Origin of the sequence: Burkholderia ubonensis (assembly GCF_902833085.1) — a bacterium.
Taxonomy (GTDB): Bacteria; Pseudomonadota; Gammaproteobacteria; order Burkholderiales; family Burkholderiaceae; genus Burkholderia; species Burkholderia ubonensis.
Window position 1 is genome coordinate 459,957 of sequence record NZ_CADFEB010000005.1, and the last position, 20,736, is coordinate 480,692.

Annotated in this window: 19 protein-coding genes; 13 read left to right on the top strand and 6 right to left on the bottom strand. The window is 67.8% G+C overall.

The genetic code is table 11. The features are described from left to right. Window positions 1-31: 31 nt before the first annotated feature. On the bottom strand, window positions 32-310 hold the full coding sequence (locus HWX31_RS16555) for a hypothetical protein (RefSeq protein WP_010092130.1): 279 nt from the start codon (window positions 308-310) through the stop codon (window positions 32-34). 258 nt (window positions 311-568) lie between these two features. Here HWX31_RS16555 and ompR point away from each other — a divergent pair, with 258 nt between their 5' ends. The 4 genes from ompR to HWX31_RS16575 all read left to right on the top strand — a co-directional run bounded on the left by ompR (window position 569) and on the right by HWX31_RS16575 (window position 4,048). Further along, a complete protein-coding gene (ompR, locus tag HWX31_RS16560) occupies window positions 569-1,303 on the top strand; it encodes an osmolarity response regulator transcription factor OmpR (protein ID WP_370542727.1) in 735 nt (244 codons plus the stop codon). A gap of 40 nt (window positions 1,304-1,343) precedes the next feature. Further along, the gene (locus HWX31_RS16565) at window positions 1,344-2,702 is read left to right on the top strand and encodes an ATP-binding protein (protein ID WP_059618296.1); all 1,359 of its coding nucleotides are present in this window, start codon (window positions 1,344-1,346) and stop codon (window positions 2,700-2,702) included. 194 nt (window positions 2,703-2,896) lie between these two features. Then, the gene (locus HWX31_RS16570) at window positions 2,897-3,445 is read left to right on the top strand and encodes a peroxiredoxin (protein ID WP_059611629.1); all 549 of its coding nucleotides are present in this window, start codon (window positions 2,897-2,899) and stop codon (window positions 3,443-3,445) included. 75 nt (window positions 3,446-3,520) lie between these two features. Beyond that, window positions 3,521-4,048, top strand: coding sequence for a carboxymuconolactone decarboxylase family protein (locus tag HWX31_RS16575; protein WP_059587555.1), 528 nt, complete (start codon window positions 3,521-3,523; stop codon window positions 4,046-4,048). 144 nt (window positions 4,049-4,192) lie between these two features. Here HWX31_RS16575 and ispF read toward each other — a convergent pair whose 3' ends face one another. Together ispF and ispD are read right to left on the bottom strand one after the other, a co-directional pair. Beyond that, the gene (ispF, locus tag HWX31_RS16580) at window positions 4,193-4,678 is read right to left on the bottom strand and encodes a 2-C-methyl-D-erythritol 2,4-cyclodiphosphate synthase (RefSeq protein ID WP_174962068.1); all 486 of its coding nucleotides are present in this window, start codon (window positions 4,676-4,678) and stop codon (window positions 4,193-4,195) included. Between the two features lie 28 nt (window positions 4,679-4,706). Then, complete coding sequence (gene ispD, locus HWX31_RS16585) at window positions 4,707-5,417, bottom strand: 2-C-methyl-D-erythritol 4-phosphate cytidylyltransferase (protein ID WP_174962066.1); 711 nt, start codon at window positions 5,415-5,417, stop codon at window positions 4,707-4,709. Window positions 5,418-5,524: 107 nt separating this feature from the next. On the opposite strand from ispD, the gene mfd reads away from it, so the two are divergent. The 3 genes from mfd (at window position 5,525) to HWX31_RS16600 (ending at window position 11,431) form a co-directional block, all read left to right on the top strand. Continuing rightward, window positions 5,525-9,001: a transcription-repair coupling factor gene (gene mfd / locus HWX31_RS16590; RefSeq protein ID WP_174962064.1), complete on the top strand. Its 3,477-nt coding sequence runs from the start codon at window positions 5,525-5,527 to the stop codon at window positions 8,999-9,001. Window positions 9,002-9,124: 123 nt separating this feature from the next. Beyond that, window positions 9,125-10,354: an acetylornithine deacetylase gene (gene argE, locus HWX31_RS16595; RefSeq protein WP_174962062.1), complete on the top strand. Its 1,230-nt coding sequence runs from the start codon at window positions 9,125-9,127 to the stop codon at window positions 10,352-10,354. A 60-nt stretch (window positions 10,355-10,414) separates the two neighbouring features. Continuing rightward, the gene (locus HWX31_RS16600; RefSeq protein ID WP_059965531.1) at window positions 10,415-11,431 is read left to right on the top strand and encodes a threonine/serine dehydratase family protein; all 1,017 of its coding nucleotides are present in this window, start codon (window positions 10,415-10,417) and stop codon (window positions 11,429-11,431) included. A 487-nt stretch (window positions 11,432-11,918) separates the two neighbouring features. On the opposite strand, the gene HWX31_RS16605 is transcribed toward HWX31_RS16600, so the two are convergent. Next, window positions 11,919-14,441: a penicillin-binding protein 1A gene (locus HWX31_RS16605; protein ID WP_174962060.1), complete on the bottom strand. Its 2,523-nt coding sequence runs from the start codon at window positions 14,439-14,441 to the stop codon at window positions 11,919-11,921. Between the two features lie 152 nt (window positions 14,442-14,593). Further along, window positions 14,594-14,716, bottom strand: coding sequence for a hypothetical protein (locus HWX31_RS35190; RefSeq protein WP_279613152.1), 123 nt, complete (start codon window positions 14,714-14,716; stop codon window positions 14,594-14,596). 174 nt (window positions 14,717-14,890) lie between these two features. On the opposite strand from HWX31_RS35190, the gene HWX31_RS16610 reads away from it, so the two are divergent. The 4 genes from HWX31_RS16610 (at window position 14,891) to HWX31_RS16625 (ending at window position 18,297) form a co-directional block, all read left to right on the top strand. Beyond that, entirely contained in the window at window positions 14,891-15,571 is a 681-nt protein-coding gene (locus tag HWX31_RS16610; RefSeq protein ID WP_059711135.1) for a PspA/IM30 family protein, read from the top strand. 76 nt (window positions 15,572-15,647) lie between these two features. Further along, on the top strand, window positions 15,648-16,850 hold the full coding sequence (locus HWX31_RS16615; protein WP_174962058.1) for a tetratricopeptide repeat protein: 1,203 nt from the start codon (window positions 15,648-15,650) through the stop codon (window positions 16,848-16,850). Between the two features lie 226 nt (window positions 16,851-17,076). After that, a complete protein-coding gene (gene mscL / locus HWX31_RS16620; protein ID WP_059618308.1) occupies window positions 17,077-17,514 on the top strand; it encodes a large conductance mechanosensitive channel protein MscL in 438 nt (145 codons plus the stop codon). 336 nt (window positions 17,515-17,850) lie between these two features. Further along, on the top strand, window positions 17,851-18,297 hold the full coding sequence (locus HWX31_RS16625) for a hypothetical protein (RefSeq protein WP_060244710.1): 447 nt from the start codon (window positions 17,851-17,853) through the stop codon (window positions 18,295-18,297). 61 nt (window positions 18,298-18,358) lie between these two features. Here the strand turns inward: HWX31_RS16625 and HWX31_RS16630 are convergent, their stop codons facing one another. After that, window positions 18,359-19,249 (bottom strand): NAD(P)-dependent oxidoreductase, encoded by an 891-nt coding sequence (locus HWX31_RS16630; RefSeq protein WP_174962056.1) that lies wholly within the window; start codon window positions 19,247-19,249, stop codon window positions 18,359-18,361. Window positions 19,250-19,383: 134 nt separating this feature from the next. Between HWX31_RS16630 and HWX31_RS16635 the strand changes: the two genes are divergently transcribed. Further along, window positions 19,384-19,593, top strand: coding sequence for a dodecin (locus tag HWX31_RS16635; protein ID WP_059611645.1), 210 nt, complete (start codon window positions 19,384-19,386; stop codon window positions 19,591-19,593). Window positions 19,594-19,799: 206 nt separating this feature from the next. After that, a complete protein-coding gene (locus tag HWX31_RS16640; RefSeq protein ID WP_059932531.1) occupies window positions 19,800-20,729 on the top strand; it encodes a LysR substrate-binding domain-containing protein in 930 nt (309 codons plus the stop codon). The last annotated feature ends 7 nt before the right edge of the window (window positions 20,730-20,736 follow it).

Sequence of the window (20,736 nt, forward strand, 5' to 3'; positions counted from 1 at the left end):
TGCGGCGGGCTGCCGGCGGAAGCAGCGCGAATCAGCGCTTGTACAGTTCGCGGACGGCGTCCTCGATGTGCTGGCGCAGCAAGTGACGCTCCTCGGGCGTCATGTGCCCGTCGCGGCGGCGCTGTTCGAGATCGGGAGGCACGGCGGAGCGGGCAACGGCATCGGCACGGTCGGCCTGCTGCGCCGCCTTGCCGCGGGGCAGCTTGCGCGACGAAGCGCCCGGCTCGGGGCGTTGCGCATATGCGAAGTTCGACGCACACGGACCGGCGAGCGCGATCGTCAGCATCAGTGCAATCCGGGCAGATCGCATGACCGTCCTCGCTTCTTTGGTCGATTTGTTCCCTACGTCACGCGGCAACCGGCTACCTCTGGTACTTGAAAAACCCTGCGGAAATCGGGCGTGCAAACCATGAAAGATTAAGTGCAGCGAGTATCCACCGAATTTCGTCTTCGAGTAAAGGAATCTCTATAGCGTGCCTTTACTCCGCGCCACACCACGGGTAAATTTTGTAACTGACTGTAACGTGCCAAAATCCCCGGCCGCGCGCCATTTCCCATTCGCGATAAGATGCCGTTCATGGAAACGAAAAACCCCTCCAAGATTCTCGTCGTCGACGACGACCCGCGCCTGCGCGATCTGCTGCGCCGCTACCTGGGCGAGCAGGGCTTCAATGTGTACGTCGCGGAAAACGCGACCGCGATGAACAAGCTGTGGGTGCGTGAGCGTTTCGACCTGCTCGTGCTCGACCTGATGCTGCCCGGCGAGGACGGCCTGTCGATCTGCCGCCGCCTGCGCGGCAGCAACGACCGCACGCCGATCATCATGCTGACCGCCAAGGGCGAGGACGTCGACCGCATCGTCGGCCTCGAGATGGGCGCCGACGACTACCTGCCGAAGCCGTTCAACCCGCGCGAGCTCGTCGCGCGCATCCACGCGGTGCTGCGCCGCCAGGCGCCGGCCGAGCTGCCGGGCGCGCCGTCGGAAACGACCGAGGTGTTCGAGTTCGGCGAGTTCTCGCTGAATCTCGCGACCCGCACGCTGACGAAGTCCGGCCAGGAAATTCCGCTGACGACCGGCGAATTCTCGGTGCTGAAGGTGTTCGCGCGCCATCCGCGCCAGCCGCTGTCGCGCGAGAAGCTGATGGAGCTCGCGCGCGGCCGCGAATACGAAGTGTTCGATCGCAGCCTCGACGTGCAGATCTCGCGCCTGCGCAAGCTGATCGAACCGGACCCGGGCAGCCCGCGCTTCATCCAGACCGTCTGGGGCCTCGGCTACGTGTTCATCCCGGACGGCGCGGCCTGACCTTCCCTTCTTCCGGCTTCGCCTGTCCACGGCCCGTCCCATGCGTATCGACCGGCGCCTTCTGCAGCTCGCCTTCGGCGGGCTGTTCTGGCGCACCTTCCTGCTGATCGCGCTGCTGATCTCGGTCAGTCTCACGGCGTGGTTCCAGAGCTTTCGCGTGATCGAGCGCGAGCCGCGCGCGCAGCGCGTCGCGCTCCAGCTCGTCGCGGTCGTCAAGCTCACGCGCACCGCGCTGCTCTATTCCGATCCCGACCTGCGCCGCGCGCTGCTGCAGGATCTCGAGAGCAACGAAGGCGTGCGCGTGTATCCGCGCGAGAAGACCGACAAGTTCAGGCTGCAGCCCGACGAGTCGCTGAACCGCCTGATCGAGCACGACATCCGCAGCCGGCTCGGCGACGATACCGTGATCGCGCAGACGGTCAACGACATCCCCGGCGTGTGGATCAGCTTCAAGATCGACGACGACGACTACTGGGTCGCGCTCGACCGCGACCAGCTCGACACCGTCACGGGGCTGCAGTGGGCCGGCTGGGGGCTGTTCGCGCTCGCGCTGTCGCTGTTCGGCTCCGCGTTCATCACGAGCCTCGTGAACCGGCCGTTCTCGCGCCTCGCGCTCGCCGCGCGCCAGGTCGGCTCCGGCCAGGCGCCCGAGCGGCTGCCGGAGCGCGGAATGGGCGTCGCCGCCGACACCAATCGCAGCTTCAACCAGATGGTGCGCGACCTCGAACAGCTCGAGGCCGACCGCGCGCTGATGCTCGCGGGCATCTCGCACGACCTGCGCACGCCGCTCGCGCGGCTGCGCCTCGAAACCGAAATGAGCCCGTCCGACCAGGCGACCAAGGACGCGATGGTCGACGACATCGAGCAGATGGACCGCATCATCGCCGCGTTCATCGACTACGCGCGCCCGACGCAGCGCCGGCCCGAGCCCGTCGACCTGTCGACGATCGTGCAGGAAGTCGCCGCGCGCATCTCGGGCGAGGACGGCGTGCAGATCCAGACGCGGCTCGCACCCACCGCCGTCATCGAAGCCGACGAGACCGACATGCGCCGCGTGGTCGGCAACCTCGTCGAGAACGCGCGCAAGTACGGCCAGAGCCGGCAGGACGGCGTCGCGCGGATCACGCTCGAGACCCGCGTGTCGCACGCGCGGGTCGAGCTGTCGGTCAGCGACGAAGGCCCCGGCATCCCGGAGGACCAGTTGCCGCTCGTGATGCGGCCGTTCTATCGCGTCGATACCGCCCGCACCAAGGCGGACGGCACGGGCCTCGGGATGGCCATCGTGCAGCGCCTCGTCGGCCGCTATCGCGGCGCGTTGCGCCTGCGCAACCGCAGCCCGGAACCCGGGCTCGAAGTCACGCTCGAATTCCCCGGCGGCAAGGCGCGTGCGACTGCGTGACGCGCCAGGGCACACGTATTGCGCTGCACACTATCGACCCGGTTGAAAAAAACTATGAGGGTCGTTAGTCAAAATCTATTGAAGCACTTAATCAATAGTGTTATAGTCTTGCCCATGCTGTCACATCACCGTTGCAGCACCGAGGTAGCTTGACTCAAGTCTTCTTCCCAATTCACTCATACAGGAGTAGCCGCATGAAAACCGTGGGCGATAAACTCGAAGCTTTCACCGTCGTAGCCGCGAAGCCGGGCTTCAACCACCACGAGGAAAACGGCCAGTCGGCGTTCGAGACCATCACCGAAGCGTCGTTCCCGGGCAAGTGGAAGATCATCTACTTCTATCCGAAGGATTTCACGTTCGTGTGCCCGACGGAAATCGTCGAGTTCGCGAAGCTGACGAAGCAGTTCGAAGAGCGCGACGCGATCCTGCTGGGCGGCAGCTCGGACAACGAATTCGTCAAGCTCGCATGGCGCCGTGAGCACAAGGACCTGAACAAGCTGAACCACTACTCGTTCGGCGACGTCAAGGGCGAGCTGATCGACCAGCTCGGCGTGCGCGACAAGGAAGCCGGCGTGGCGCTGCGCGCGACGTTCATCGTCGATCCGGACAACACGATCCAGCACGTTTCGATCAACAACCTGAACGTGGGCCGTAACACGGACGAAATCCTGCGCATTCTGGACGGTCTGCAAACGGACGAACTCTGCCCGTGCAACCGCGCTGTCGGCGGCTCGACGCTGTAAGCGCCGATGCATCGAAGCCCGCGGCGCACTTGCTGCCTGCGGGCTTTTTTAACGGCCAACCCATAGGAGATATCAATGGAATTCATCGACTCGATTAAGGCACGTATCCCCGACTACGCGAAGGACATTCGCCTGAACCTCGACGGCACGATCTCGCGCTCGTCGCTCGAAGGCACCGACGCGGTCGGCGTCGCGCTGGCGGCGGCGTTCGCGGCCAAGAGCACGGCGATCGTGAAGACGATCCGCGAAGCCGGCGTGCTGTCGCCCGAGGAAACCAACGCGGCGCTGACCGCGGCCGCGCTGATGGGGATGAACAACGCCTGGTATCCGTATGTCGAGATGGCCGACGACGCCGACCTGAAGACCCAGCGCGCCGAGCTGCGGATGGGCGCGTATGCGTCGCACGGCGGCGTCGACAAGCGCAAGTTCGAGATGTATGCGCTCGCCGCGTCGATCGTCGGCAAGTGTCACTTCTGCGTGCAGTCGCACTATGCGCTGCTGAAGAACGAACAAGGCATGACCGTCACGCAGCTGCGCGACGTCGGCCGCATCGCGTCGGTGATCAACGCCGCCGCGCAGGTGATCGCCGCCGAAGGCGAATAAAGCGAGCTGCGCGAGCCGCACGGCGCGCGCACCCGGCAAAAACGCCACGCGGGCCTGCCTCGCGTGGCGTTTTCATTTCTGCAGGCGTTTGCAGCGCGGGTGCCTCGCCCGCACTGTCGCGCGAGCCGGCCCCGCTGCGGCCCGTCAGCCGCCCTGCTTCACCAGCAGCGCGGCGGCCTGCGCCTCGATGCCCTCGCCGCGGCCGAGATAGCCGAGCTTCTCGTTGGTCTTCGCCTTCACGTTCACGCGGTCGAGCGGCAGACCGAGATCCTCGGCGATGTTCTCGCGCATCCCGTCGATATGCGGCGCGAGCTTCGGCGCCTGCGCGATCACGGTGCTGTCGACGTTCCGGATCGTGAAGCCCGCGGCCTTCACGCGCGCCGCGCATTCGCGCAGCAGCACGCGGCTGTCCGCGCCCTTGAAGGCCGCGTCGGTGTCGGAGAAGTGGCGGCCGATGTCGCCGAGCGCCGCCGCGCCGAACAGCGCGTCGGTGATCGCGTGCAGCAGCACGTCCGCGTCCGAGTGGCCGAGCAGGCCGCGCTCGTACGGAATCGTCACGCCGCCGATGATGAGGGGGCGCCCCGGGACGAGCTGGTGCACGTCGTAGCCTTGTCCGATTCTGAAATCCATGCGTGTTCCGATTGAGATTGAGTGGGGGTCAGGTGGATTGCGGGCCGCGCGCGAGGATCGCTTCCGCCAGCGCGAAGTCTTCCGGATACGTGACCTTGAAGTTGCGCAGGCTGCCCTGCACGACGCGCGGCGTATGGCCGGCCCATTCGATCGCGCTCGCTTCGTCGGTCAGGTCGTGCCCTTCCCGCTGCGCCTGCAGGATCGCTTCGCGCAGCATGCCGATGCGGAACATCTGCGGGGTCTGCGCCTGCCACAGCGCGTCGCGCGACTCGGTGCGCGCGATCGCGTCGCCGCCGGCCGGCACGCGCTTCAACGTATCCGCGACCGGCAGCGCGACGATCCCGCCGACCGGGTCGTCCTTCAGTGTCGCGACCAGCGTGCGGATCAGCTGCGGCGTGATGCCCGGGCGCGCGGCGTCGTGCACGAGCACCCAGTCGTGGTCGGTCGCGCCGAATTCGGTCAGCTCCAGCAGGCCGTTCAGCACCGACGCCTGCCGCGACGCGCCGCCGCAGCGGCGCACCGCGAAGCGCAGGCCGGCAAAGCGGCGCGCGTCGAAATGCGTGTCGTCGGGCGCGAGGACGACGAGCGTCTGCGCGAATTCGCTGCACCCGTCGAACGCGGCGAGCGTGTAATGCAGGAGCGCGCGCCCGGCGAGCGTGCGGTATTGCTTCGGCACGGCCGAGCCGGAACGGCTGCCCGTGCCGGCGCAGGGAATCAGGGCAAAGAGTCGGGGAGTCACGAAATGAAACGCCGGAAAGGTGAAATCAAGAAGCGGATTTTATAATAGGTCTTTCGTCTCGACCGGCGCACCGCGATGCGCCTCGCGCCCGCTACCCTGCCGCCCCTATGCCAGACAACGCTTCCAACCCGTTCGCGTCGCCCGTCGCACGCGTCAAGCCCGGCCAGCGCTTCGCCTTCGACGGCGCGCACGGCTCCGCCGATGCGCTCGCCATCGCCCGCTATCTTGCCGACAACCGCCACGACCTGCCGCTGCTCGCGGTGATCTGCGCGAACGCGGTCGACGCGCAGCGCCTCGCGCAGGAGATCCGCTACTTCTCCCCCGACGCGCGCGTACGCCTGCTGCCGGACTGGGAAACGCTGCCGTACGACACGTTCTCGCCGCACCAGGACCTCGTGTCCGAGCGGCTCGCGACGCTGCACGACCTCGGCGAAGGCCGCTGCGACGTGCTGCTCGTGCCGGCGACGACCGCGCTGTACCGGATGCCGCCCGCGTCGTTCATGGCCGCCTATACGTTCGCGTTCGCGCAGGGCGAGCGGCTCGACGAGGCGAAGCTGAAGGCGCAGCTCACGCTCGCCGGCTACGAGCACGTGAGCCAGGTCGTGCGGCCCGGCGAATACTGCGTGCGCGGCTCGCTGATCGACCTGTTCCCGATGGGCTCGCCGCTGCCGTACCGGATCGACCTGTTCGACGACCAGGTCGACTCGATCCGCGCGTTCGATCCGGACACCCAGCGCAGCCTCTATCCGGTGCGCGACGTGCGCCTGCTGCCGGGCCGCGAATTCCCGTTCGACGAGGCGGCGCGCACCGCGTTCCGCAGCCGCTGGCGCGAGACCTTCGAAGGCGACCCGAGCCGCGCGCCGATCTACAAGGACATCGGCAACGGCGTGCCGTCGGCCGGCATCGAGTACTACCTGCCGCTGTTCTTCGACGAAACGGCGACGCTGTTCCACTACCTGCCGCAGGACGCGCATCTCGTGTTCACGGGCGACCTCGACGCGGCGATCCGCCGCTTCACCGCCGACACGAAGCAGCGCCACGCGTTCCTGTCGCACGACCGCGAGCGGCCGATCCTCGAGCCGCAGCGCCTGTTCCTGTCGGACGAGGATTTCTTCGCGTTCGCGAAGCCGTTCGCACGCGTCGTGCTGCCCGCGCAGCCGGCGGGCGGCTGGGCGACCGGCCTGCCCGAGCTCACGGTCGACCGCCATGCCGACGATCCGCTCGCCGCGCTGCGCACATTCATCGACACGTCGGACAAGCGCGTGCTGCTGACCGTCGAATCGGCCGGCCGCCGCGAGACGATCCTGCAGCTGCTCGCCGAGCACCATCTGCGGCCGGCGTCGAACGACCACTTCGCCGGCTGGCTCGCGAGCGACGACCGCTTCGCGCTCGGCGTCGCGCCGCTGTCGAGCGGCTTCGCGCTGCCGGGCGAAGGCTACGCGATCGTCACCGAGACCGAGCTGTACGGCGCGCTCGGCCGCCGCGCGGGGCGCCGCCGCCAGGAGCAGGCGAGCAACGTCGACGCGATGGTGCGCGACCTGTCCGAGCTGAAAGTGGGCGACCCGGTCGTGCACGCGCAGCACGGCATCGGCCGCTACATGGGCCTCGTGTCGATGGATCTCGGCGAAGGCGAGACGGAATTCCTGCACCTCGAATACGCGGGCGACAGCAAGCTCTACGTGCCGGTCTCGCAATTGCACGTGATCTCGCGCTACAGCGGCGCCGATCCGGACAGCGCGCCGCTGCACGCGCTCGGCTCGGGCCAATGGGAGCGCGCGAAGCGCAAGGCCGCGCAGCAGATCCGCGACACCGCGGCCGAGCTGCTGAACCTGTACGCGCGCCGCGCGGCGCGCGAGGGCCACGCGTTCGCGCTCGACCCGCGCGACTACGTGAAATTCGCGGAAAGCTTCGGCTTCGAGGAAACGCCGGATCAGGCCGCGGCGATCGCGGCCGTGATCGGCGACATGACGAGCGGCAAGCCGATGGACCGCCTCGTGTGCGGCGACGTCGGCTTCGGCAAGACCGAGGTCGCGCTGCGCGCCGCGTTCATCGCGGTGCTGGGCGGCAAGCAGGTCGCACTGCTGTCGCCGACCACGCTGCTCGCCGAGCAGCACACGCAGACCTTCGCGGACCGCTTCGCCGACTGGCCGGTGCGGATCGTCGAGCTGTCGCGCTTCAAGACCGCGAAGGAAGTCAACGCGGCGATCGCGCAGATCAACGAAGGCAGCGTCGACATCGTGATCGGCACGCACAAGCTGCTGTCGTCGGACGTGCAGTTCAAGCGCCTCGGCCTCGTGATCATCGACGAGGAGCACCGCTTCGGCGTGCGCCAGAAGGAAGCGCTGAAGGCGCTGCGCGCGGAAGTCGACGTGCTGACGCTGACCGCGACGCCGATTCCCCGCACGCTCGGGATGGCGCTCGAGGGCCTGCGCGACTTCTCGGTGATCGCCACGGCGCCGCAGAAGCGGCTCGCGATCAAGACCTTCGTGCGCCGCGAGGAGGAAAGCGTGATCCGCGAGGCGATGCTGCGCGAGCTGAAGCGCGGCGGCCAGGTGTACTTCCTGCACAACGAGGTCGAGACGATCGAGAACCGCAAGGCGATGCTCGAGGAGCTGGTGCCCGAGGCGCGCATCGCGATCGCGCACGGCCAGATGCACGAGCGCGAGCTCGAGCGCGTGATGCGCGATTTCGTCGCGCAGCGCGCGAACGTGCTGCTGTGCACGACGATCATCGAGACGGGCATCGACGTGCCGAGCGCGAACACGATCATCATGCACCGTTCGGACAAGTTCGGCCTCGCGCAGCTGCACCAGCTGCGCGGCCGCGTCGGCCGCTCGCACCACCAGGCGTATGCGTACCTGCTCGTCCACGATCCGCAGGCGCTGACCAAGCAGGCGCAGCGCCGGCTGGAAGCGATCCAGCAGATGGAGGAGCTCGGCTCGGGCTTCTACCTCGCGATGCACGACCTCGAGATCCGCGGCACCGGCGAGGTGCTCGGCGACAAGCAGTCGGGCGAGATCCACGAGATCGGCTTCCAGCTGTACACGGAGATGCTGAACGACGCGGTGAAGGCGCTGAAGAACGGCAAGGAGCCCGACCTCACCGCCCCGCTCGCCGCGACGACCGAGATCAACCTGCATGCGCCCGCGATCCTGCCGGCCGACTACTGCGCGGACGTGCAGGAGCGGCTGTCGCTGTACAAGCGTCTCGCGAACTGCGAGCACGGCGACGCGATCGACGGCATCCAGGAAGAGCTGATCGACCGCTTCGGCAAGATGCCGCCGCAGGCGCACGCGCTCGTCGAGACGCACCGGCTGCGGCTCGCCGCGAAGCCGCTCGGGATCACGAAGATCGATGCGAGCGAGGTGGCGATCGGGCTGCAGTTCGTGCCGAATCCGCCGATCGATCCGATGCGGATCATCGAGATGGTGCAGAAGCATCGCCACATCAAGCTCGCGGGGCAGGACAAGCTGCGGATCGAGACGCGCTCGCCGGATCTCGCGGTGCGCGTGTCGACGATCAAGGAGACGCTGCGCGCGCTCGGTCATTCGAACCGTCAGGACGCGGCCGCCGCGTCGCGCTGAGCGGCCGCCTCGACGGCCCGCCGACTCGAAAAGCGCCGCGTTGCTGCAGCGCATCGCGGCCCGCGAGAGCGGGCCGCAGCGTTTTTGAGTATGATTTTCGCATTCATCCGACGGAGTTGAGCCATGCCCACCCTCGACGCGACGGCGCCCGCCGCTGCCGACCATGTCGACCACGACGACGCATCGCTCGTCAGCCTGCCGTGGATCAGGCAGCTCGTTTCGATGGACACGACGAGCCGCGTGCCGAACCTCGGCCTGATCGAAACGGTGCGCGACGCGCTCGCCGCCCGGGGCATCGCGTCCGTGATCACGCACGATCCGCGCGAAGGCTGGGCCAATCTGTTCGCGACCGTCCCCGCGCATGACGGCGCGACCGACGGCGGCGTCGTGCTGTCCGGGCATACCGACGTCGTGCCCGTCGACGGCCAGCAGTGGGACAGCGACCCGTTCCGGCCGGAACTCCGCGACGGCCGCCTGTACGGCCGCGGCACCTGCGACATGAAGGGCTTCATCGGCGCGGCGCTCGCGCTGCTGCCCGAGATGCAGGCGACGAAGCTCGCGAAGCCGATCCATTTCGCGCTGTCCTACGACGAGGAGATCGGCTGCGCGGGCGCACCGCTGATGATCGCGGATCTGGTCAAGCGCGGCGTGAAGCCGTCAGGCTGCATCGTCGGCGAGCCGACCGGCATGCGCCCGATCATCGCGCACAAGGGCATCAACGCGTACCGCTGCTGCGTGCGCGGCCACGCGGCGCACTCGTCGCTGACGCCGAAGGGGCTGAACGCGATCGAATACGCGGCGCGCCTCATCTGCCACATCCGCGACATCGCCGACCGATTCCGCGCCGAAGGCCCGTTCGATGCCCTTTACGACGTGCCGTTCTCGACCGCGCAGACGAGCATGATCCAGGGCGGCAACGCGATCAACACGGTGCCGGCCGAATGCCGTTTCGATTTCGAGTTCCGCAACCTGCCGACGCTCGATCCGGAGCCGATCTTCGCGCGCATCGAAGCCTATGCGCAGGAAACGCTGCTGCCGCAGATGCGGCGCGAGCATCCGAACGCCGCGATCGAATTCTCGAAGATCGCCGCGGCGCCCGGTTTCGACGCGACCGAGCAGGCGGCGATCACGCAGCTCGTGCGCGCGCTGACCGCCGACCAGGACAAGCGCAAGGTCGCGTACGGCACCGAGGCCGGCCTGTTCGAGCGCGTGGGCATCCCGAGCGTCGTATGCGGGCCCGGCTACATCGAGCAGGCGCACAAGCCGAACGAATACGTGGAGCTCGCGCAACTGGCCGAATGCGAGCAGTTCCTGCGCAAGTTCATCCGCAGCATGTCGGTCGACGCGCACTGACCGTTTCCCGCCACGCCGGCTCGCGTGGGCGGGCCGGTTCACTCCCCCATCCGCCAGGCCATGTCGACATCACAACAGGGCACCGCCCACACGATCGACGGCGAGCCGATCCCGACGCTCGACGAAATCGCCGCGCAGCACTTCGCGCTGTCGCCATGGGTTTCGCGCACGCCGGTGTTCGAGCGCGCCGACCTGCCTTCGCTCGAAGGCACGCACGTCAACTTCAAGTTCGAGCTGCTGCAGGCCAGCGGCAGCTTCAAGGCGCGCGGCGCGTTCACGCACCTGCTCGCGCTCGACGAGGCGCGCCGCAATGCCGGGGTCACCTGCGTGTCGGCCGGCAACCACGCGGCGGCGGTCGCGTATGCGGCGATGCGGCTCGGCAGCAGCGCGAAGGTCGTGATGTTCCATACCGCGAGCCCGACGCGCATCGCGCAATGCAAGCAGTACCGCGCGGAGGTCGTGCTGGCGGCGAGCGCGTCGCAGGCGTTCGATCTCGTGCGCCGGATCGAGGCCGAGGAAGGCCGCTTCTTCATCCATCCGTTCAATGGCTATCACACGATCCTCGGCACCGCGACGCTCGGCTACGAATGGGCGACCCAGACGCCCGACCTCGACGCGGTGATCGTGCCGATCGGCGGCGGCGGGCTCGCGGCCGGCGTGTCGACCGCGCTGCGGCTCGCGAATCCGCGCGTGCACGTGTATGGCGTCGAGCCTGACGGCGCCGACGCGATGAGCCGCAGCTTCGCGGCCAACCACACGGTCAAGATGGCCGCGATGCACACGATCGCCGATTCGCTGATGGCGCCGCACACCGAGGAATACAGCTACCAGCTGTGCCGCCGTCACATCGACAGCATCGTCACCGTCTCCGACGACGCGCTGCGCACGGCGATGCTGTACCTGTTCTCGCACCTGAAGGTCGCCGTCGAGCCGGCCTGCGCGGCGGCGATGGCCGCCCTGCTCGGCCCGCTGCGCGAAACGCTGCAGGGCAAGCGGGTCGGCGTGCTGCTGTCGGGCACCAACACCGATCCGGTCACGCTCGGCATGCACCTCGCGCACGCAAAGCTGCTGCGCTGACGCCGCGCGGGGTTATCCACGGTTCGTGTTGAAGAGCCTGTTGAAAAGTTTCTGGAAACTGCGCCAACGCGTTGATCGGACAGGGCTTTCCCCGCGCGATGCGGTTTGCGGCAGCGGCCGTGCGCGGCCCGTCGCGCAGACTAGGGTTATCCCCAGTTTTTGTTGACAGGACTGTGGAGAACTCACCGACAAGCGCCCCAAGCCATTGTTTTCATTAAACAAACAGATATCGCCCCCGGGCATGCCGCCGATTGGGCAACGTTCGCCGTCACCGCCGGTTATCCACAATTTCTGTTGACAGGCATGTTGATAAGGGCGGGATCGGCGCGCCAAGTTGTTGATGCGCAAGGGTTCGTGCGGCGCGCCCGCGACGCGGGCCGGCGGCGGCGGCACGCCCCTCCTTCATCGCAATAAAAAACGGCGGCCGCATCGCGCGCCCGCCGTTCGTCGTGTCGTCGCCGGGCGCTGCCGCGCCCGCCGTCGTCGATCAGGGCTTGTTGCTCTCGAACATGTCCATGATCTGCTGCTTCTCCTGCGCGGTCACGGGCGGCGGCGCCAGGCCCGCCGCGCCGGCCGAGCCGAGCGCGTCGTTCGCGCTCATCGCATTGGCCGCCGGGTTGATGTCGACGCTCGCGACGAAGCCGGCGCCCGGCGTGCGATCCGCGTAGTACAGCTCGCCGTCGATCGTCGTCAGCCCGTCGGGCATCGGCATCGGCTGCTCGGGCACGCCCTGCAGCGCGGTGCGCATGTAGCCCACCCAGATCGGCAGCGCGAGCTGCGCGCCGAATTCGCGGCTGCCGAGGCTCTTCGGCTGGTCGAAACCCATCCACGCGACCGCGACGAGCGACTGCTGATAGCCGGCGAACCAGCCGTCCTTCGCGTCGTTGGTCGTACCCGTCTTGCCCTGCAGGTCGCCGCGACCCAGCACGTTGGAGCCGGCGCCCGTACCGGCCGTCGCGACCGTGTGCAGCAGGCTGTTCATCACGTACGCGTTGCGGCCTTCGATCGTGCGCGGCGCGGTGCCGCCGGCGATCACCGGCTGCGCCTTCTGCAGCGGCTGGCCGCGCGCGTCGTCGACTTCGGCGATCAGGTACGGATCGACCTTGTAGCCGCCGTTCGCGAACACCGCGTAGCCGGTCGCGAGCTGCAGCGGCGTGACGAGCCCCGCGCCGAGCGCCATCGGCAGGTACGGCGGCGTCTTCGCCGGATCGAAGCCGAAGCGCTGCGTCACGTACTCTTGCGCATACTGCGTGCCGATCGACGCGAGAATGCGGATCGACACGAGGTTCTTCGAACGCTGCAGGCCGGTGCGCATCGACATCGGGCCGTCCGGCTGGTCGTCGTCCTTCGGCTCCCACGCGGTGCCGCCCGGCACGCTCGGCGGGAAATACAGCGGTGCGTCGTTGATGATCGTCGCCGGCCCGAGCCCCTTGTCGAGCGACGCCGAATAGACGAACGGCTTGAACGACGAGCCCGGCTGCCGCCACGCCTGCGTCACGTGGTTGAACTTGCTCTTGTTGTAGTCGAAGCCGCCGACGAGCGAGCGGATCGCGCCGTCCTGCGGTGCGATCGCGACGAGCGCGCCCTCGACCTGCGGCAGCTGCACGATCTGCCAGCCCGTCTTCGCCTCCTTCAGCACGCGCACGATCGAGCCGGGCTTGATCTTCAGCGCGGCGTTCGCGCGCGGCCCGAGCGCCGCCGCGACGAAGCGCAGCCCGCTCGCGCCGATCGTCGTGGTCGCGCCGCCGACGAACTGCACCTCGACTGCGTTCGGCGCGGCGGCCAGCACCACCGCCGACTGCAGGTCGCCGTTGTCCGGGTGGTCGGCGAGCGCGTCGTCGATCGCCTCGTCGCGGTCGTCGCCGGCCGCCGGCAGCGTGATGAAGCCTTCCGGCCCGCGGTAGCCGTGGCGGCGCTCGTAATCGAGAATGCCGCGCCGCACCGCCTGGTACGCCGCTTCCTGGTCCGCCGCATTGATCGTCGTCGTGACCGTCAGGCCTCGCGTATACGTCTCGTCCTTGTACTGCGCGTACATCATCTGCCGCACCATCTCGGCGACGTACTCGGCATGCACCGCGTACTGGTTGCCCGGGGTGCGCACGTGGATCTCTTCCTTGATCGCCTGGTCGTACTGCTGCTGCGTGATGTAGCCGACCTCGCGCATCCGCTTCAGGATGTATTCCTGGCGCACCTTCGCGCGCTTCGGGTTGACGACCGGGTTGTACGCGGACGGCGCCTTCGGCAGGCCCGCCAGCATCGCGGCTTCCGCCAGCGTGATGTCCTTCAGGTCCTTGCCGAAGTAGACCCGCGCGGCCGCGGCGAAACCGTACGCGCGCTGGCCGAGGTAGATCTGGTTCATGTACAGCTCGAGGATCTGGTCCTTCGTCAGGGCCTTCTCGATCTTGTACGCGAGCAGCATTTCGTAGATCTTGCGCGTGTAGGTCTTCTCGCTCGACAGGAAGAAGTTGCGCGCGACCTGCATCGTGATCGTGCTCGCGCCCTGGCGCGCGCCGCCGTGCATCAGGTCGGCGACGCCGGCGCGCAGGATGCCGAGGAAGTCGACGCCGCCGTGTTCGTAGAAGCGGTAGTCCTCGATCGCGAGCACCGCCTTCTTCATCACGTCGGGAATCTCCTGGAAGCGCACGAGGCTGCGGCGCTCCTCGCCGAATTCGCCGATCAGCACGTGATCGGCCGAGTAGACGCGCAGCGGCACCTTCGGCTGGTAGTTCGTCAGCGCATCGAGCGACGGCAGCTGCGGCGCCATCACGACGAGCGCATAGCCCACGATCAGCGCGCCGACGACGGCCAGCGTGGCGAACAGGCCGACGAACCACAGCGCGACGCGCGAGCGGAACGAGCGGCGGCCCCCGCCACCGTCGTCATGCGACCCGCCGCGGTGCGCATCGCGGTCGTCGTCATCGGTGTAATAGGCCCCCGCGGGCGAACGGCGCAGCGTGTAGTGAGGTTCGTTCCTGGCGGGAGAAGAAGGCGGTCGTTTGATAATTGGCATGTCGGAATGGCGGGCGCGCATTGCGCCCTCGGACGCATGCGGAATGCAAGCGGATGAATCGAGAGAGAGTGCATCGTGACACATTCGTCACGTCGACAGACCGCGTCGCGCGGCGATCCGTTCCCGCGACGTGACAGCGCATTTTAATGAAATCAATCGATTGGCTTCGCGATTTTTTGTAAAAATTCCCGCGCCGCGGCGCCGCGCGCGTCTTTTTGCCCGCCTGCCCGGCCTATCATGAACACGAAACCCCGCGCGCACGAGCTTTCAATCATGAAAGACTCGGCGCGCGGTTTTCCGGCCCGGAATTCGCATCGCTTGAACTTGCGCGTTTAAGCCGTATTTAAGTGATCCGGTGGTGTAATATCCGCCGGCAATCGCGGGCCGGAACCGGCACCGCCGAGGGCCACGCCGCCACTGCGCGGCGCCTTTTACACACGGAGGATTTCATGTCGCTTTTCGACTCTATTTCGCGCACGCTCAAGGGCTTGCTGAACGACGCGGCCGACTCGGTGCAGGACCCGTCGCGCGACGCACGGCAGATCGTGCGAGAGCTCGACGACAGCATCGGCCGCGCCGAGAACTCGCTGATCGAGATCGAGGCGCAGGTCGCGACCCAGCGCAGCAAGCGCGATGCGGCCGACGACAAGGTGAAGAAGTACGAGGACGGCGCCAAGCGCGCGCTGCAGTCGGGCGACGAGTCGCTCGCGCGCGAAGCGCTCGGCGCGCAGGCGAATGCCGAGGCGGAGCGCGACGCGCTCGCCGCCGAACTCGCGACGCTCGAGCCGTCGGTCGACAAGCTGAAGGGGCAGATCGCCGAGATGCGCCAGCGCCGCAACGACCTGAACGCCCGCTCGAACATCCTGCAGGCGAAGCAGGAAATCGCGCAGGCGAAGGATGTCGCGGCCACCGCGCTCGGCGGCATCGGCGGCAAGAACCTGTCCGAAGATTTCCAGAAGCTCGAGGACAAGGTCGCGCTGCAGAACGCACGTTCGGACGCCCGCATCAATTCGGCCGACACGTCGAGCGGCAAGGCGCTCGACGACAAGCTCGCCGCGCTGAACAAGGGCCCGTCGGTCGAGGATCGACTCGCCGCACTGAAGAAGCAACTCGATACGCCCGCGCAGTAACCGGCGCGCGCCGCCCGGAGTGCCGGCGCGGCGCGCATCGATCGCAAGGAGACGGGCGCGTGCGCCCGGTTCGATCATGAAGAAATCCCTCGCCGCTCTCGGCTTCGCGCTGCTGACGCTGTCGTCCGCCGCGTTTGCGGTACCGTCGCTGCAGCAGGTCGAGCAGTCGATCGCGCAGCGCGACTGGCAGCGCGCCGACACGCAGCTGTCGCAAGTCATCGACGCGCATCCGAACAACGCGCACGCGCACTACCTGTATGCACAGGTGCTCGATCGCGAAGGCCGCGCGTCCGACGCGCTCGCGCAGCTGCAACGCGCAAAGACGCTCGATCCGCAATTGCGGTTCACCGATCCTTCGCGCTTCGCGCAGACGGAAGCGCGCATCCGCGCGGACGCCGGCCGCGTGAGCAACGCACCGCCCATGAGCAACGCGCCGTCGGCAAGCGCCCGGAGCGGCACGCTGCAGTCGTCGCCCGCGCCCGCCGAAAAGCACGGGCCGTCGGTCGGCATGTGGATCGGCCTTGGCCTGATCGTCGCGGTGATCGCGCTGGTGCTGCGCTGGACGCTGCGGCGCGCGCGCTCGGCCGGCGACACGCGCGCCGACGACGAACGCCGCGCGCAGTTGAAGCGCGCGACCGACGTGCTCAACGACATTCGCCCGCTCAAGCTCGATGCACGCCTGTCGACAGCACCCGGCGCCGCCGCGCTGACGAGCGAGCTCGAGGGAATCGAGACCGACGCGCGCGAACTCGTCGAGGCGCTGTCGAACGGCAAGAACCCGGTGCCGTCGTACCGCGTCGACGAGCTCGAGAAGCGCCACGCGAGCGTGAAGGCGCGCGTCGAAGGCCGGCCCGATCCGGCTGCGCCGGCGAGCGCGCCGGCCGGCGGCAGCGGCTCGGTGTTCGCGCAGGAAGCGGACCGCCTGAGCGGCGCGCAGGGCCAGCCGTACCCGCCGCAGCAGGTTCCGCCCCCTTACCCGCCGCAATATCCGCCGCAGCAGCAACCGCCCGTCGTGATCCAGCAAGGCGGCGGCGGCTTCGGCGGCGGCATGGGCGGACTCTTGACCGGCGTGCTGCTCGGCCAGGCGATGTCCGGCGGCCGCGACCGCGTGATCGAACGCGAGGTGATCGTCGACGACGAGCACCGCCGGCGCGAAGCCGATCCGGGCTTCGACCTCGGCCGCGGCGACGATACGAACTGGGATAACGGCAGCGGCGGCAGCGGCGGCAGCGGCGGCGTCGATCTCGGCAGCAACGACGACGGCTGGACGGACACCTGATCGTCGCGACTCGGGGCGCCGCCGCATCGCGCGCCGGCACCCCGCGCGAGCCGGCTCCGCAACGCCGGAACCCGCTCGCGGCGCCGATTTGTCAATCATTTCAAGATGGGCTATCGGCAATGGGGCACGTTCGCTATCATGCGGCCATCGGCGTGCCACCGACCCTGAATTCGACGCAACGCGTCGCGGCACGCCTTCCTTTGCCCCAACCAGGAGAAAGCCGCTCATGAGCATCATCAAGGAATTCAAGGAGTTCGCCGTCAAGGGCAACGTGATGGATCTCGCCGTCGGCGTGATCATCGGCGGCGCGTTCTCGAAGATCGTCGACTCGATCGTGAAGGACCTGATCATGCCGGTCATCGGCGTCCTGACGGGCGGCCTGGATTTCTCGAACAAGTTCGTACTGCTCGGTACGATCCCGCCGTCGTTCAAGGGTAATCCCGATTCGTTCAAGGACCTGCAGGCCGCGGGCGTCGCGGCGTTCGGCTACGGTTCGTTCATCACCGTGCTGATCAACTTCATCATCCTCGCGTTCATCATTTTTCTGATGGTGAAATTCATCAACAAGCTTCGCAAGCCCGTGGAAGCGGAAGCCGCGCCGGCCGCGACGCCGGAAGACATCGTGCTGCTGCGCGAGATCCGCGATTCGCTCAAGCAGCGCTGAGCAACCGCCCGCCGTCGTCAGCCAGGCCCGCCGCGTGCGGGCCTTTTTGTTGCCGCGCGCCATGCGGGACGCCGCGCCGCCGCCTCGCATTTTTTTGTGACGAGCGGATGCACGCGCCGGGAAACCGGGTCTATCATGGAGACTAAACGACAGTACAGGCGCCAAGCGCTGACTGTGTCGATCGTGGCGAGCAGGTCGACGGGAGACATCGATCGTCGCACTGCACGAGCGCAGCATTTTCGTGTGCTATAAAGGATCGACATGCGGCGTACATAGCCGGGAGTGGGTCGCATGAAAATGCCGCATTTCTTGCAATTGTTTTTGAGGCGAGTGTTTATGTCCTTCCCGAAGAAACGTCGACGCGCGCAGCAGGATGGCCAGGAATCGTTCCTCGCGGTATTGCGCCACTCGAAACCGTTCGCCCAGCTCGACACCAAGATCGCGCGCGCCCGCGCGCAGGACGAACCGGTGCTGTACGCGCATGTGCTTCCCGGCCTGGACGTGCTCCTGTGCAGCGTGCGCGGCGCGCAGCCGCCGTACCCGGCAATCGCCGAACTGCGCAAGCGCTGCATCGAGTCGATCGCCAACGCGCTCGAACAGCCGCTCGACGGCCTCGAAAACGGCGGCTACTGGTACGAGTCCAACGGCTTCGGGTTCCTCGTGTTCGCGAGCCGCGCCCGCGTGCGCATCCTGCCCGAATTTGGTGCGGGCACGAAAGCGAGCCTGCGCAGCGGGCTCGGACGACAGAACGCCGGGGACACGACGCCCCGCTCGCTCGGCTGATTCAACGCCGGTTTTCGATGGGCCGCCTCCGCGCGGCCCATCTGTCATTCGCGCGTCGCAGTCATGCCTCCCGGCGCCCGTTCCCCGGCCTGACGATATCGATGAATGCGGCGAAGTCCGCGTCGGCGAGCCCCATCGCCGCGCCGAGCCGCAGCACCTGCTGCACGGTGGCCGATACCGGCATCACCGCGCCCGTGTCGCGCGCCGCATCGGCAATCGTGTCGACGTCCTTCTGAAAGGTGCTGAGCGCGCCGATCGGAGTGTGTCCGCCCGAGGTCATGCGCGGCACGAACGTCTGCAGCAGCACCGAATCCGCCCAGCCGCCGGCAAGCGCTTGCGCAAGGCGCGCGGCGTCGATGCCGCTCGCCTGCGCGAGACCCACCGCCTCGGCGATCGCGGTGACGGTCGCGGTGACGATCGCCTGGTTGCACAGCTTCGTGGTCTGGCCCGCGCCCGCGTCGCCCATGTGCGTGATGCGCGCGGCGTACGCATCGATCAGCGGCCGCACCGCCTCGAGATCCTCCGCGCGGCCGCCCGCCATCACCGCGAGCGTGCCGGCCTGCGCGCCGGGCACGCCGCCCGACACCGGCGCGTCGACCCAGCCGACGCCGAGGTCCGCCGCGCGCTTCGCATAGTCGCGCGTCACGCCGGGCGGAATGCTCGAGTGGTCGACGATGCGCCGCACGCGGCGCGCCGCCGCGTCGCCGGACAGCAGGCCGTCCGGGCCGAACACGACGTCGCCGACCGCGCGCGCGTCCAGCACGCACAGCAGCACCGTTTCGACCTGCTCCGCCAGCGCGCGCGGCGTGTCGGCGACCCGCGCGCCGTCGGCCGCGAGCGCCTCCGATTTCGCGCGCGTGCGATTCCACACGCCGACGCGGTGGCCCGCCGCCAGCAGATGCCGAATCATCGGCGCGCCCATCAGTCCCGGTCCGCAAAATCCGACTTCCACGATGCTCCTCGCTCCGATATGGGTTGAACTTGCCGCCCATCATACCTATCACTCAAGAAGCCGGGCGCATTCCGCACGTGGCTGCGCTTGTGCGCTGCGCCCGCGGCGGAACCCGACACGACAGGGAGCGCATCATGAGCGACCACATTTATAAGCTGATCGAACTGACCGGCTCGTCGCGCGAATCGAGCGACGACGCGATCCGCAATGCCATTGCGAAAGCCGCGTCGACGCTGCACAGCCTGCACTGGTTTCAGGTGACCGAGACGCGCGGCCACATCGAAGGCAATCAGGTGGTTCACTGGCAGGTGACGCTGAAAGTCGGCCTGCGCATCGACGACTGACGCGCGAGCGCCGCGTCACGCCTCATGCCCCCGGATGCGCGCCCGCGCATCCGCGCACCCTTCATGCGCCCCCGCGCCTGCCGCGGTCGCTGCCGTGCCGGCAGCCCCGTGCGGGTATCCATCGCTTGACGCTCTTTTTCGTTCATATTAAAAACCATATACCCCATCCACCTCTCGATCAGCCCGGGCATATAAACGGAGAAACCATGAGTCAGCAACGCGAGGCGATCGACACGTACCTCTTGCGCGTCTTGCACACCCTGTTGATGGAGCGCAGCGTCACGCGCGCGGCCGTCAAACTGAACCAGTCGCAACCGGCGATCAGCGCGGCGCTGCGGCGCCTGCGCGACATCACCGGCGACCCGCTGCTCGTGCGCGGCAAGTCCGGCATGGTGCCGACCGAATACGGGCTGCGCCTGCTGGAGCCCGTGCAGAACGCGCTGCGCGAGATCGAGCGGATCAGGTTCCAGCAGCACAGCTTCGATCCGGCGACGTCGATACGCTGCTACCGGATCGGCTGTCCCGACTACCTGAACGTGCTGTTCGTGCCGACCGTCGTCGAGCGCTTCCGCCAGGCCGCGCCGAACGCGACGCTCGAGTTCCACTCGCTCGGCCCCGCATTCGACTACGAGCTCGCGCTCGAGGACGGCAAGCTCGACATCGTGGTCGGCAACTGGCCGGAGCCGCCGGAGCAGCTGCACCTGTCGAACCTGTTCGTCGACGAGATCGTCTGCCTGATGAGCAATACGCATCCGTTCGCGAAGCGCGGCGGCCTCACGCTCGACCAGTACCTGAACGCGCCGCACCTCGCGCCGACGCCCTACTCGGTCGGCCAGCGCGGCGCGATCGACGTGCACCTCGCGCGCGAGCGGCTGAAGCGCCACGTGGTCGTCACGCTGCCGTACTTCAACCTCGCGCCGTACGTGCTCGTGAAGTCCGACCTGATCTTCACGACGACACGGCTGTTCGCCGATCACTACGCGAAGTTCCTGCCGCTGTCGGTCGTGCCGGCGCCGCTCGACTTCCCGCCGATGCAGTACTACCAGCTCTGGCACGAACGCTGCCATTACTCCGACGAAGTGCGCTGGCTGCGCGGCCTCGTCGCCGAGGCCACCCGCACGCTGATCGAGGCGTAACGGCACG